14 protein-coding genes are annotated in these 11,643 nt (G+C 71.9%); 4 read left to right on the plus strand and 10 right to left on the minus strand.

Features of this window, described 5'->3' with window-relative positions:
• Window positions 1-211: 211 nt before the first annotated feature.
• Window positions 212-1,666 carry a hypothetical protein gene (locus IE311_RS05645; RefSeq protein ID WP_189830453.1) on the minus strand — a complete coding sequence of 485 codons (1,455 nt, stop codon included), beginning with the start codon at window positions 1,664-1,666 and terminating at the stop codon, window positions 212-214.
• 247 nt (window positions 1,667-1,913) lie between these two features.
• Here IE311_RS05645 and IE311_RS05650 point away from each other — a divergent pair, with 247 nt between their 5' ends.
• The gene (locus IE311_RS05650) at window positions 1,914-3,773 is read left to right on the plus strand and encodes an endonuclease/exonuclease/phosphatase family protein (RefSeq protein WP_189830454.1); all 1,860 of its coding nucleotides are present in this window, start codon (window positions 1,914-1,916) and stop codon (window positions 3,771-3,773) included.
• Between the two features lie 54 nt (window positions 3,774-3,827).
• On the opposite strand, the gene IE311_RS05655 is transcribed toward IE311_RS05650, so the two are convergent.
• The gene (locus IE311_RS05655) at window positions 3,828-4,541 is read right to left on the minus strand and encodes an antibiotic biosynthesis monooxygenase (protein ID WP_189830455.1); all 714 of its coding nucleotides are present in this window, start codon (window positions 4,539-4,541) and stop codon (window positions 3,828-3,830) included.
• A gap of 113 nt (window positions 4,542-4,654) precedes the next feature.
• Here IE311_RS05655 and IE311_RS05660 point away from each other — a divergent pair, with 113 nt between their 5' ends.
• Complete coding sequence (locus tag IE311_RS05660; RefSeq protein WP_189830456.1) at window positions 4,655-5,113, plus strand: GNAT family N-acetyltransferase; 459 nt, start codon at window positions 4,655-4,657, stop codon at window positions 5,111-5,113.
• Between the two features lie 59 nt (window positions 5,114-5,172).
• Here IE311_RS05660 and IE311_RS05665 read toward each other — a convergent pair whose 3' ends face one another.
• Complete coding sequence (locus tag IE311_RS05665) at window positions 5,173-5,925, minus strand: SDR family NAD(P)-dependent oxidoreductase (RefSeq protein ID WP_189830457.1); 753 nt, start codon at window positions 5,923-5,925, stop codon at window positions 5,173-5,175.
• Between the two features lie 133 nt (window positions 5,926-6,058).
• On the opposite strand from IE311_RS05665, the gene dapA reads away from it, so the two are divergent.
• Window positions 6,059-6,964, plus strand: a complete 906-nt coding sequence (gene dapA / locus IE311_RS05670; RefSeq protein ID WP_189830458.1) for a 4-hydroxy-tetrahydrodipicolinate synthase — start codon at window positions 6,059-6,061, stop codon at window positions 6,962-6,964.
• Here dapA and IE311_RS05675 read toward each other — a convergent pair.
• The 4 genes from IE311_RS05675 to IE311_RS05690 all read right to left on the minus strand — a co-directional run bounded on the left by IE311_RS05675 (window position 6,943) and on the right by IE311_RS05690 (window position 9,226).
• A complete protein-coding gene (locus tag IE311_RS05675; RefSeq protein WP_189830459.1) occupies window positions 6,943-7,152 on the minus strand; it encodes a hypothetical protein in 210 nt (69 codons plus the stop codon). The genes dapA and IE311_RS05675 overlap by 22 nt on opposite strands.
• Before the next feature lie 65 nt (window positions 7,153-7,217).
• Window positions 7,218-8,201, minus strand: coding sequence for a 2,3,4,5-tetrahydropyridine-2,6-dicarboxylate N-succinyltransferase (dapD, locus tag IE311_RS05680; RefSeq protein WP_189830460.1), 984 nt, complete (start codon window positions 8,199-8,201; stop codon window positions 7,218-7,220).
• A gap of 156 nt (window positions 8,202-8,357) precedes the next feature.
• Window positions 8,358-8,906 carry a TetR/AcrR family transcriptional regulator gene (locus IE311_RS05685; RefSeq protein WP_189830461.1) on the minus strand — a complete coding sequence of 183 codons (549 nt, stop codon included), beginning with the start codon at window positions 8,904-8,906 and terminating at the stop codon, window positions 8,358-8,360.
• On the minus strand, window positions 8,906-9,226 hold the full coding sequence (locus tag IE311_RS05690) for a DMT family transporter (protein WP_229901745.1): 321 nt from the start codon (window positions 9,224-9,226) through the stop codon (window positions 8,906-8,908). Before IE311_RS05690 ends, IE311_RS05685 begins: the two co-directional genes overlap by 1 nt.
• A gap of 62 nt (window positions 9,227-9,288) precedes the next feature.
• Between IE311_RS05690 and IE311_RS05695 the strand changes: the two genes are divergently transcribed.
• Window positions 9,289-10,419 (plus strand): DUF7847 domain-containing protein, encoded by a 1,131-nt coding sequence (locus IE311_RS05695; RefSeq protein ID WP_229901746.1) that lies wholly within the window; start codon window positions 9,289-9,291, stop codon window positions 10,417-10,419.
• Here the strand turns inward: IE311_RS05695 and IE311_RS05700 are convergent.
• The 3 genes from IE311_RS05700 to sufU form a co-directional block, all read right to left on the minus strand.
• The gene (locus tag IE311_RS05700) at window positions 10,409-10,774 is read right to left on the minus strand and encodes a VOC family protein (RefSeq protein WP_189830463.1); all 366 of its coding nucleotides are present in this window, start codon (window positions 10,772-10,774) and stop codon (window positions 10,409-10,411) included. The genes IE311_RS05695 and IE311_RS05700 overlap by 11 nt on opposite strands.
• 64 nt (window positions 10,775-10,838) lie before the next feature.
• Entirely contained in the window at window positions 10,839-11,177 is a 339-nt protein-coding gene (locus IE311_RS05705) for a metal-sulfur cluster assembly factor (protein ID WP_055602247.1), read from the minus strand.
• Window positions 11,174-11,638 (minus strand): Fe-S cluster assembly sulfur transfer protein SufU, encoded by a 465-nt coding sequence (sufU, locus tag IE311_RS05710; protein WP_189830464.1) that lies wholly within the window; start codon window positions 11,636-11,638, stop codon window positions 11,174-11,176. Before sufU ends, IE311_RS05705 begins: the two co-directional genes overlap by 4 nt.
• Window positions 11,639-11,643: the final 5 nt, after the last annotated feature.

An 11,643-nucleotide genomic window follows, 5' to 3' on the forward strand; every position in this document is an offset into this window, starting at 1 on the left:
GGAGTCCTGCGGACAACGGACGCCCCCGGCGCGGGCAGCGGACAAGGCCCTGCGGGCAGGGCCCCGTCACCGCCCTCCCGCAGCCGGCGGGTAAGGCCGCGCCACCGCCCTCCCGCGGCGCCCCTGAGCGCGGCCCGCGCGGGGCAGGACCCGTCCCCGCCCTCAGCCGCCCCGCGGGCCACGCCCCTCACCGCCCCGGCCACCCGCAGGGTCAGGCGCCGGACCTCGACCGCGCCTTGAAGGCCGCCTTGCGGGCCTCCTTCGCCACGCCCTTGTCCCGGTGGAGGCGCCCGATGGCCTCGAGGACCTCCGCCGTCGCCGGGTGCTGCACCCGCCAGGCCGCCTCGAAGAAGCCGCTGTGGCGTCCCGTGAGGCCCTCGATCAGCTCCTGGACCTCCTCCAGGTCGCCGTCGGCGTCGAGCTGGGCCGCGATCGTGTCGACGGCCAGCCAGAAGATCATCGACTCCGGCGGCGCGGGCACGTCCGCCGCGCCCCGCTCGGCGAGCCAGACCCGTGCGAGGCCGCCGAGTTCCGCGTCGTCCAGGACCTCCCGTACCGCGGGCTCCGCCTCCGCGCCCACCAGCGACAGCGTCTGCTGGCAGTGGAGGCGGCGGAGCGGCGAGCCCGCGTCCGCGCCGCGCGCGGCGCGCAGCAGTTCGCGGGCGGCTTCGAGCGGCTCACGGCCGGCCAGCCAGCCGGCGGTCTCCTCGCGTGCGGCGGCCTCCGGGTAGCCGGAGATCCCGTCGAGGAGCGCGTCGGCGCCCTTGTCGGCGAGGTCGCCGACGGCGGGCGCGTCCACGCCGGCCTCCAGCATCCGGGCCCGGACGCCGTAGAGGCCGAGCGAGGTCAGCCTGACCATGCCGTACCGGGTGACGTCCTCGTCGTCGACGGGCGGCGCGGGCTCCTCTCCCTCCTCGACCATCAGGGCCTCGTCGACGGGCTGGTACTCGACGAGCCCGATCGTCTCCAGGAGCCGGAACTGCTCGTCGAGCCGCATCATCGCGTCCGACACCTGCTCCAGGACGTCGTCGGTGGGCTCGCCCATGTCGTCGGGGACGACCATCGACGCGGCGAGCGCGGGCAGCGGCACCGGTCCCTCGCCGGCCCCGCCCTCGCTGACGGTCAGCAGGTAGAGGTTGCCGAGCACGCCCTCCAGGAAGTCGGCCTCCACCTCGGGGTCCCAGTCGAGCGACTCGATGTCGATCTCGCCGTCCTCGCCGACGACGGCGTCCAGGTCGTCGAGGACGGGGGCGACGGCGTCGCCGAAGACCGCGTCGAAGCCGTCCAGCCAGAGAGTGAGGACGTCCTGCGGCGAACCGCCCGTGACAAGTGTCAGGTTCTCGCCGGGCGCGGCCCGCCCGGGGGTGTCGCCCGCCTCGGTCTCGTCGCCGTCCTGGACGTCCACCAGGCCGGTGTCGACGGCGAGTCGCCAGGCGTCGCCCGCCCAGATCTCGCCGTCCTCGTCGTCGCCGAGGCCCAGCACCTCGACGGCCTCGGGCAGTTGCTCGTCGACGAGTTCGCCGCCCGCGTCCACCCGGGTGTCGGGCCCGGCCCAGCGGGCGAGCCGTACCGCGTGGGCGACGAGGGGGGCGGCCAGGGCGTCCCGCGCCAGCTCCGCGTCCGCACGGAGCCGAACGGGGGGAAGGGTGGGGTGCTCCGCTGACATCTGGGGGGTCTCCTCGACGCGTCCGGGGGTGAAGGGTGACAGGTACGGGTGAAGGGGGTGGGAGGTACCGGTGAAGGGGGCTCGGAGAGCGGCTCTCAGCGTAGACGCATCCGGGAGGGCGTCCGCCGGTTCACGGATCCGTCAGCCTTCGTACACCCGTCGACTCTTGACAAGTCGGTCGCTCTGCAAAGAGATTGACGCGCGTAGATTATTCTGCCGTTCCTCCAAGCACCCTCGGAGTCCCCTGATGCCTTCCTCCATACCGAGATCTGCCGGCCGCACCGTCGCGCGATCCGCTGCGGTATCCGCCGTCGTCGCCTCGGCCCTCGCCGCCGGTCTGCTCGCCGGTTCGACGACCGCCGCCGCCGAGGACGCCGCGAGCGTCCGCATCCACGACATCCAGGGCACGACCCGCGTCTCCCCGCTCGTCGGCAAGCAGGTCACCGGCGTCACGGGCATCGTCACCGGTGTCCGCACGTACGGCTCGCGCGGATTCTGGATCCAGGACCCCGAGGCGGACGCGAACCCGGCCACCAGCGAGGGCCTCTTCGTCTTCACCAGCTCCGTCCCGACGGTCGCCGTCGGCGACGCCGTCAGCCTGAACGGCACGGTCACCGAGTACGTCCCCGGTGGTCTGAACTCCGGCAACCAGTCGCTCACCCAGCTCTCCAAGCCGGTCGTCACGGTGCTCTCCCAGGGCAACCCGGTCCCCGCCCCGGTGACGATCTCCGCCTGGTCCGTGCCCGGCACGTACGCCCCGGAGGGCGACCCGGCCGCCGAGGGCTCGATCAACGGCCTGCAGCTGAACCCCGGGAAGTACGCCCTGGACTACTACGAGTCCCTCGAGGGCACCAACGTCCGGATCGGCTCCTCGCGCGTGGTCGGCGCCACCGACCCGTACTCCGAGCTGTGGGTCACGGTGAAGCCCTGGGAGAACCGCAACTGGCGCGGCGGCACGGTCTACGGCTCCTACGAGGACCAGAACACCGGCCGTCTGCAGATCCAGTCGCTGACCCCGGTCGCCCAGCAGCCGTTCCCCAAGGCGAACGTCGGCGACCGGCTGACCGGCACGACCGAGGGCCCGCTCGACTTCAACCAGTTCGGCGGCTACACGATCACCGCCCGCACCCTCGGCACCGTCGTCGACCGGGGCCTGGAGCGCGAGTCCACGGACGAGCAGCACAAGAACGAGCTGGCCGTGGCCACGTACAACGTGGAGAACCTCGACCCGAGCGACCCGCAGGAGAAGTTCGACGCGCTCGCGAAGGCCGTCGTCGACAACCTCGCCTCGCCCGACATCCTCGCCCTGGAGGAGATCCAGGACAACAACGGCGCCAAGAACGACGGCACGGTCGCCGCCGACCAGACGGTGAAGAAGTTCACGGACGCGATCGTCGCGGCCGGCGGCCCCGCGTACGAGTGGCGCTCGGTCGACCCGGAGAACAACAAGGACGGCGGCGAGCCCGGCGGCAACATCCGTCAGGTCTTCCTCTTCAACCCCGAGCGGGTCTCCTTCACGGACCGCGCGGGCGGCGACGCCACCACCGCCACCACCGTGACGGGCAGCAAGGGCCACGCCGCGCTGACCCTCTCCCCCGGTCGCGTCGACCCGGCGAACACCGCCTGGGAGAGCAGCCGCAAGCCGCTCGCGGGCGAGTTCGTCTTCCGCGGCCGTACGGTCTTCGTGATCGCCAACCACTTCGGTTCGAAGGGCGGCGACGAGTCCATCGTCTCGCACCACCAGCCGCCGAACCGCTCGTCCGAGGCGAAGCGTCTGCTCCAGGCCCAGGCCGTCAACGGCTTCGTGAAGGAGATCCTCGCGGTCGAGAAGCAGGCCGACGTGCTGGTCGTCGGCGACATCAACGACTTCGAGTTCTCCGGTACGACGAAGGCGCTGGCCGACGGCGGCGCGCTGTACCCGGCCGTGAAGTCGCTGCCGCACAGCGAGCGCTACTCGTACGTCTACCAGGGCAACAGCCAGGTGCTCGACCAGATCCTGACGAGCCCCGGCGTGCGCCACTTCGAGTACGACAGCGTCCACATCAACGCGGAGTTCGCCGACCAGGACAGCGACCACGACCCGCAGGTCCTGCGCTTCCGCCCGTAGCGGCCGGGGTCCGCGCGCGCTCCGTCCGCGCGGACCCGCCCCGTGCCGCTCCGGTCAGACGCCGGCGCTCAGGCTGAGCGCCGGCGTGTAGCGCCGCACCCGGCTCGCGGCCAGCCCCGGGTAGCCCCGCACGCGCTCCCAGGCCTCGCTCGCGGGCTCGCCCTGTGCCGGCCACTCCTCGTCCCCCCGTCCGCTCTCCCACTCGGCGAGATTCAGGACCCGTCGGCCGTCGGTGGAGAGGTGGAAGTGCGCGCCGATGCCGCCGAACGGCGGCCGCTGCACCGCGTCCTCGTCCAGGGCGGTGAACACGACGTCCACCCAGGCCCGCTGGCGCCCCGCGTCCGGCCCGTCGAACTCGGCCTCCACGACCGCGATCACGCCGGGCACCGAGCCCTCGGCCGATCCGTCGAGGACGGCGGAGCGGTACGGCGGCGCGTAGCGGTGGAGCTCCACCCGCTCGACGTCGGGCACGGCCGCGTCGATCTCGGCGTTCCGGCCGTCGCGGTAGGTCAGGACGTAGTCCTCGTAGGCCTGTTCGGTGGTCCACTGCGAGTAGTGCAGCAGCGTGTCCCCGTCCGTTCCGGTGTAGACGCTGTACGAGAGCAGCCCCAGGTCGGGCCATTCCTTGCTCTCCCAGGCCGCTCGGATGGCCTCGACGGCCGCGCGCTGACGCTCGGGGGTGCCGACCCGCCAGGTGCTGACGAGGACGGCGCCGACCGCGGGGCGGTGGAGGTCGGGGCGGGCGTCGGGGTGTGCGACGGCGTTCATGGAAAGGTCTCCTGTTCCTCGGATGACTCCACCCTCGTACCTCGACCAAGGTTGAGGTCAAGCACCGGTCCCGTGCGAGGTTTTGTGCGAAGCTCCGTGCGAGACTTCGCGCCATGATCCTTCGCGACCTGGCGCTCCGCCCCGCCACCCGCTCCGAACTCCCGGCCGTCCTCGCCCTCCTGGCCGACGAGGAGACGGTGGTGGACCCCGCCTCGATCGGTGTCACCGAGGCGTACGAGCGGGCCTTCGCGGAGATCGAGGCCGATCCGCGCAACGAGATGCTGGTCCTGACGGACGGTGAACCCGTCCTGGGCTGCCTGCAGATCACGTACATCCCGGGGCTCGGCAGGGGCGGCGCCGAGCGGGCCCTGATCGAGGCGGTCCGGATCCGGGCCGACCGACGGGGTGGCGGCCTCGGCCGGGAGCTGATGGAGCGGGCCGTGGCCCGTGCGCGGGAGCGCGGCTGCGCGCTGGTCCAGCTGACGAGCGACAAGCGGCGGGCGGACGCCCACCGCTTCTACGCCTCCCTGGGTTTCGCGCGCAGCCACGACGGCTTCAAGCTCACCCTCTGAACCCGGGGCCGGTCCCCCGGCCCACGGCCGCGGATCCACCCGCGCAGGTGCCCGCGGCTCTACCCGAGCAGGTGTCCGCCGCCGTCCACGAGCAGCACCTCTCCGGTGATGTACGAGGAGTGGGCCAGGTCGTGGACGGCCCCGGCGATGTCCTCGGCCCGGCCGACCCTGCGCAGCGGGACGACGTCCGCCACATGCGCCTTGGCCGCGTCGGCGCCGTCCACCCCGTCGAACCAGGGGGTGTCGACGAGACCGGGCGCGACCGCGTTGACCCGTACGTCGGGGCCGAGGGTCTTGGCGAGGAGCTTCGTCATGTGGTTGACCGCCGCCTTGGAGACGGCGTACGGGATGGAGCTGCCGCCGGGCCGGACGCCGGCCTGGGAGGAGACGTTCACGATGGCGCCGCGGGTCTTCCTCAGATGCGGGACGGCGGCGGTGACGGTCTGCCAGACGCCGATGACGTTGACGTCGTAGAGATGGCGCCAGACCTCGGGCGAGGCGGCTTCGAGGTCGTCGTGCGGGATGAACCGGGTGGTGCCCGCGCAGTTGACGAGGAGGTCGAGGCGGCCGAGGGTCTCCACGGTCCGCGCGACGAGTTCCCCGGCCTGGCTCTCGTCGGAGACGTCGGCCCGGAGGTAGACGGCGCCGGGCAGTTCGGCGGCGAGCCTCTCGCCCGCCTCGACGGAGCGCGCGGAGTTGACGACGACCCGGTAGCCGGCCTCGGCGAGGCGGCGGGCGACGGCGGCGCCGATGCCCGAGGACGAGCCGGTGACGAGTGCGACCCGGCGGTCGGCCGTGCTGTGTGAGCTCATGCTGTGCTGTTCTCCATGTCCCCCTGTCGCGCCCGTCGATGATGCCAGAACGGCCATCCTTAAGTAACGGTGATCTCTGAGCCGAAGCAGATCTAAGTGGACCTTCACCGTCCGCTGCGGCCAGACTTCCGGGATGAGCCCTTCCTCCTCCCGCCCGGCGCCCTTCGGCCGCGCGCTCTGCGCGATGATCACCCCGTTCACCCCCACCGGTGAGCTCGACCTCGACGAGGCGGGCAAGCTGGCCGCCCGGCTCGTCTCCGAGGGGTGCGACGGTCTGGTCCTCAACGGCACCACCGGCGAGTCCCCGACCACCTCCGACGCCGAGAAGGCCGCGCTCGTCCGCGCCGTGCGGGACGCGGTGGGGCTCGGTCCCTCGATCGTCGCGGGCGTCGGGACCGCCGACACCCGGCACACCGCCGAGCTGGCCCGCCAGGCCGAGGGGGCGGGGGCGGACGGACTGCTCGTCGTCACCCCGTACTACAGCCGTCCGCCGCAGCCGGCCGTCGAGGCGCACTTCCGGAAGGTCGCGGACGCGACCGGGCTGCCGGTGATGGTCTACGACATCCCCGGCCGTACGGGCACCCGCGTGGAGCCCGCGACGATGCTGCGGCTGGCCGAGCACCCCCGGATCGTGGCGGTGAAGGACTGCGCGTACGACCTGCTGGGCTCGACCCGGGTGATCGCGGAGACCTCGCTCGCGTACTACTCGGGCTGCGAGGAGATGAACCTGCCGCTCTACGCGGTCGGCGGGGCCGGCTACGTCAGCACGGTGGCGAACGTGGTGCCCCTTCGGCTGCGCGCCGTCCTCGACGCCTTCGACGCGGGCGACGCGGCGGGCGCGGCCCGGCTCAACGCCCGGCTGCTGCCGCTCGCCGAGCGGATGATGGCCGGTGGTCTGCCCGGCACGGTCACCGTGAAGGCGCTGCTCGGCGGACCGGTGCGGGAACCGCTGCAGCCCGCCGACCGGGAGACGGTCGACGGGCTGCGCGCGGTGTACGAGGCGCTGGTCCGGTCGGATCAGGCGGAGTCGCTGGTGTAGGTGCGGCCGAGGATCGCCGCGTGCTCCAGGACGTCCTCCAGCGGGTCGTCGATCTGCCCGGTGGAGATCAGGGAGACGTTCGGCCCGTTGTGCGAGTGACTGTGCGTCTCGTCCGCCGCGGCCGTCCCGGCCGGCAGCAGCACCGCCGCCATCGTGAGCACTCCTGCGACCGTGGGCTTCGCCCTCATGGTGTCGACTCCTCGCCTTGTCTGCGTGCGGTGACCCTACGTTCTGTTAACGCAGAGTCACCGGATCAGTTGTGGCTGTGCAGGATGTCGTTCAGTCCGTCCCAGACCGCGTTGTTCGGGCGGGCCTCGACGGTGCCGGTGACCGAGTTGCGGCGGAAGAGGATGTTCGAGGCGCCGGAGAGCTCGCGGGCCTTCACGACCTGGCCGTCGGGCATGGTCACCCGGGTGCCGGCGGTGACGTACAGACCGGCCTCGACGACGCACTCGTCGCCGAGAGCGATGCCGACGCCCGCCTCTGCGCCGATCAGGCAGCGCTCGCCGATCGAGATGACGACGTTGCCGCCACCCGAGAGGGTGCCCATGGTGGAGGCGCCGCCACCGATGTCGGAGCCGTTGCCGACGACGACACCGGCGGAGATCCGGCCCTCGACCATCGAGGTGCCGAGGGTGCCGGCGTTGAAGTTGACGAAGCCCTCGTGCATGACGGTGGTGCCGGCGGCGAGGTGGGCGCCGAGCCGGACGCGGTCGGCGTCGGCGATGCGGACTCCGGCGGGCACGACGTAGTCGGTCATGCGCGGGAACTTGTCGATGCTGGTCACGGCGAGGTGCAGGCCCTCGGCGCGGGCGTTGAGCCGCACCTTCTCGATGTCGTCGACGGCGACCGGACCGAGCGAGGTCCAGGCGACGTTGGCGAGCAGGCCGAAGACGCCGTCCAGGCTCTGGCCGTGCGGCCGCACGAGACGGTGGCTGAGCAGGTGCAGACGCAGGTAGGCGTCGTGGGCGTCGAGCGGCTTCTCGTCGAGCGAGGCGATGACGGTACGGACGGCGACCACCTCGACGCCGCGGCGGGCGTCCACGCCGAGGGCCTTGGCGGCGCCCTCACCGAGGGCGTTCACGGCCTCGTCGGGGCTGAGCCGCTCGGTGCCGGCGGGGCCGGGCGCCTCGGTCAGCTCGGGGGTGGGGAACCAGGTGTCGAGAACGGTGCCGTCGCCGGCGATGGTGGCGAGGCCGGCGGCGACGGCGCCGATGGTACGAGAAGCAGTGGTCATGACGGAAAACCTAACCGGCGGGGCCCCGCTCGGGCCAACCGGTCTCAGGTGACGGTCGGGGGCGTCGGCGGTTCCGACGAGCACGGACAGGATGTTTCGGTCCTTCGTGCAGAAACGACGGCACGAACCCGCCGCGAGGCCCGTGACCGGCTCTTCTCAGGCCGGCCGCAGTACCCGCGCCAGCATCTCTCGCGCGTACTCCTCGTCGTAGGAGACGCCGGTCAGCAGCACCTGGAGGCAGATGCCGTCCATGAGCGCGACCAGGGCGCGCGCGGTGACGGGGTCGCTGTACGGGGAGAGGACGGAGACGACGGTCTCGGCCCACTCGGCGGCGACGGGGCGGAGCGTGGGGCGCCGCAGCGCGGCCAGGTAGAGCTCGTACTCCAGCTCCACGTGGGCGCGTCGGCCTCCCAGCCACTCCCCCAGGAGCCGGGCGAGGCCGGTGGCGAGGTCGGTCTCCGGCGCGGCGAGGGCGGCCCTCTCGCGCAGCAGCCGCCCGAAGCCTTCGTTGGCCTTGTGGAGCGCCGCGACGAGGAGTTCGTCGAGGGAGGCGAAGTGGTACGTGGTCGAGCCGAGTGGCACGTCCGCCTCGGCGGCCACCGTGCGATGGCTGAGCCCGGAGATCCCGGACCGTCCGACGACCCGCAGCGCCGCGTCCACGATCCGCTCCCGTCGTTCGGGGTCGTGGCGGCGGGGGCGGGCCATCAGTGGGCACCGCCGAGATTGAGGACGGCGACCCCGGCGACGATGAGGACGATCCCGGCGATCTTGGCCACGCTGAGGGTCTCGCCTAGGAAGAGGATGCCGATGGTGGCGACGGCGGCGGTGCCGACGCCCGACCAGATGGCGTAGGCGGTGCCGACCTGGAGCGTCTTGAGGGCCTGCGCGAGGAGCGCGAAGGCGATGAGATAGCCCGCGCCGGTGACGACCGAGGGCCAGAGCCTCGTGAAGCCCTCGCTGTACTTCATGGAGGTGGTGGCGAGTATCTCCGCCACGATGGCACCGGCGAGCAGTCCGTAACCCATGCGTACAAGCGTACACAGTATGTGTACGGCCGTACGCATCGTTGCCCGATACGGTGTGCCGCATGACGAATCCCCCCGGTCCCCCTCAGGGACCCCCGGGCCCGCCCTACGGCCCCCCGGGCGCGCCCTACGGCTACGGCTACCCGCCGCCGCCCCCGCCGCCGAAGCCCGGCGTGATACCCCTGGCGCCGCTCGGCTTCAGCACGATCCTGACCGGCGCCTTCGCGACCTTCGGCCGCTACTGGAAGCAGCTCCTGGGGGTGGCGGCGGCCGTCTACCTCGCGGCCCTGGTGGTCATCGGAGCGGCGATCGGCATCGCGTACCTGGCCGTCGGCGACATCTTCCCCGCCGTGTTCGACCTGCCCACGGGGCAGGAGCCGCGGTGGGACGACATCCGGCCGCTGATCATCGCCTTCGGCTGCGTCTGGCTGGCCGGCATGATCACGGTCCTCTGCGCGAACGCCCTGGTGGCGGCGGCCTGCCCCGCCGTCGTCCAGGAGGCGGTCCTCGGCCGTCCCACGACCTTCGGCGCGATCTGGCGCCGCTCCTGGGCCCGGATGCCGTCCGTGCTCGGCACCGTGCTGCTGACGACCGTGGCCCTGATGATCCCGATGCTGCTCTTCGCCGCCGCCTTCGTCGCGATGGTCGTCTCGCTCTTCGCCGGGCTCGCCGACGCGAGCACGGGAGCGGGCGACCAGGGCTCGATGTCGTTCGTCGCCACGCTGCTCTGGATCCTCGGCGCGCTGGCGACCCTTCCCTTCGCCCTCTGGATCTGGGTGAAGTTCAGCCTGGCCCCGGCGGCGGCCGTGATCGAGGGTCAGGGCGCGGTCGCCTCGATGCGCCGCTCCTCGCACCTGGTCCGCGGCTCCTGGTGGCGGATCTTCGGCTGTGTGCTGGCCGCGGGGATCATGGCCTCCGTCGTCGGCATGCTGATCCAGCAGGTCCTCTCCGCGCTGGTGTCGGCCCCGCTGGCGGCCACCGACTTCACGGACGAGGACTCCGCGACCGTGGTGGTCTCCGTGGTCGTCGTCGTCACGTTCCTCGCCCTCGGCCAGCTGATCAGCCAGGCGGTCGTCTCCGTCTTCCCGCCGCTGGTCACCGCCCTGCTCTACGTGGACCAGCGCATCCGCAAGGAGAACCTGGCCCACGAGCTCGTCCTGGCCGCCGGGACGCCGCCGCCGTTCAGTCGGTGAGCGAGGTCTTCGCCCGCAGTACGCAGAACTCGTTGCCCTCGGGGTCCGCGAGGGTCACCCAGGTGGCGTCCGCGCCCTGCCCGACATCGATCCGGCGCGCCCCGAGGGCGAGGATCCTCTCGACCTCGGCGGCCTGGTCGTCGGGCGTCAGGTCGAGGTGGAGCCGGTTCTTGACCGTCTTGCCCTCGGGCACGGCGATGAAGCACATCCCCGGCAGGGCGAGCGCGTCGGCACCGATGACGATCTCGTCCTCGGACTCGAAGAGGATCCGCCAGTCCAGCACCCGCGACCAGAACCGGGCCTGGGCCGGCAGATCGTGGGAGTCGACGGTGAGCTGATACATGCGAACGGCCATGCCCCCCAGTCTGCCTGGTGGGCATGGCCGTTCGAAAGCGCGAAACGGTCGGTCGCGGCGACCGTCAGACGTTGAACCCGAGCGCGCGCAGCTGCTCCCGGCCGTCGTCCGTGATCTTGTCCGGGCCCCACGGGGGCATCCAGACCCAGTTGATCTTCAGTTCGCTGACGATGCCGTCCGTCGCGGACTTCGCCTGGTCCTCGATCACATCGGTCAGCGGGCAGGCCGCCGACGTCAGGGTCATGTCCAGCGTCGCGATGTTCGACTCGTCGATGTGGATGCCGTAGATCAGGCCCAGGTTGACGACGTCGATACCCAGCTCGGGGTCGACGACGTCGTACAGCGCCTCACGGACTTCTTCCTCGGAGGCCGGCTTCATCGTGGCCTCGGCGTTCTCGGTCATGCCGACTTCCTCTCCGCCGCGTCGCCCAGGGCCTGGGCGGTCGCGTCCTTCCACGCCATCCAGCTGAGCAGGGCGCACTTCACACGGGCCGGGTACTTGGAGACTCCGGCGAACGCGACCGCGTCCTCCAGGATCTCCTCCATCGCGTCGTCCGGCTCGAGCTGGCCCTTGGACTGCATCAGCTCCAGGAAGGTGCCCTGGATCTTCTGCGCCTCGGCCAGCTCCTTGCCGACGAGCAGCTCGTTGAGGACGGACGCCGAGGCCTGGCTGATCGAGCAGCCCTGACCCTCGTACGACACGTCCTCGATGCGCGAGCCGTCGTACTTCACGCGGAGCGTGATCTCGTCGCCGCACGTCGGGTTGACGTGGTGCACCTCGGCGTCGCCGTCCCGAAGACCGCGCCCGTGCGGGTGCTTGTAGTGGTCCAGGATGACGTCCTGGTACATCGAATCCAGCTTCACGGCCA

Source organism: Streptomyces zaomyceticus, assembly GCF_014656215.1.
GTDB classification, from domain to species: Bacteria; Actinomycetota; Actinomycetes; order Streptomycetales; family Streptomycetaceae; genus Streptomyces; species Streptomyces zaomyceticus.

Excerpts from the sequence above, each read along its gene's own strand:
- IE311_RS05650 (WP_189830454.1), top strand. The coding sequence starts at position 1,914 with ATGCCTTCCTCCATACCGAGATCTGCCGGCCGCACCGTCGCGCGATCC.
- IE311_RS05655 (WP_189830455.1), bottom strand. The coding sequence starts at position 4,541 with ATGAACGCCGTCGCACACCCCGACGCCCGCCCCGACCTCCACCGCCCC.
- IE311_RS05695 (WP_229901746.1), top strand. The coding sequence starts at position 9,289 with ATGACGAATCCCCCCGGTCCCCCTCAGGGACCCCCGGGCCCGCCCTAC.
- IE311_RS05645 (WP_189830453.1), bottom strand. The coding sequence starts at position 1,666 with ATGTCAGCGGAGCACCCCACCCTTCCCCCCGTTCGGCTCCGTGCGGAC.
- IE311_RS05665 (WP_189830457.1), bottom strand. The coding sequence starts at position 5,925 with ATGAGCTCACACAGCACGGCCGACCGCCGGGTCGCACTCGTCACCGGC.
- IE311_RS05705 (WP_055602247.1), bottom strand. The coding sequence starts at position 11,177 with ATGACCGAGAACGCCGAGGCCACGATGAAGCCGGCCTCCGAGGAAGAA.
- IE311_RS05660 (WP_189830456.1), top strand. The coding sequence starts at position 4,655 with ATGATCCTTCGCGACCTGGCGCTCCGCCCCGCCACCCGCTCCGAACTC.
- IE311_RS05675 (WP_189830459.1), bottom strand. The coding sequence starts at position 7,152 with ATGAGGGCGAAGCCCACGGTCGCAGGAGTGCTCACGATGGCGGCGGTG.
- dapA (WP_189830458.1), top strand. The coding sequence starts at position 6,059 with ATGAGCCCTTCCTCCTCCCGCCCGGCGCCCTTCGGCCGCGCGCTCTGC.
- IE311_RS05700 (WP_189830463.1), bottom strand. The coding sequence starts at position 10,774 with ATGGCCGTTCGCATGTATCAGCTCACCGTCGACTCCCACGATCTGCCG.
- IE311_RS05685 (WP_189830461.1), bottom strand. The coding sequence starts at position 8,906 with ATGGCCCGCCCCCGCCGCCACGACCCCGAACGACGGGAGCGGATCGTG.
- IE311_RS05690 (WP_229901745.1), bottom strand. The coding sequence starts at position 9,226 with ATGGGTTACGGACTGCTCGCCGGTGCCATCGTGGCGGAGATACTCGCC.
- dapD (WP_189830460.1), bottom strand. The coding sequence starts at position 8,201 with ATGACCACTGCTTCTCGTACCATCGGCGCCGTCGCCGCCGGCCTCGCC.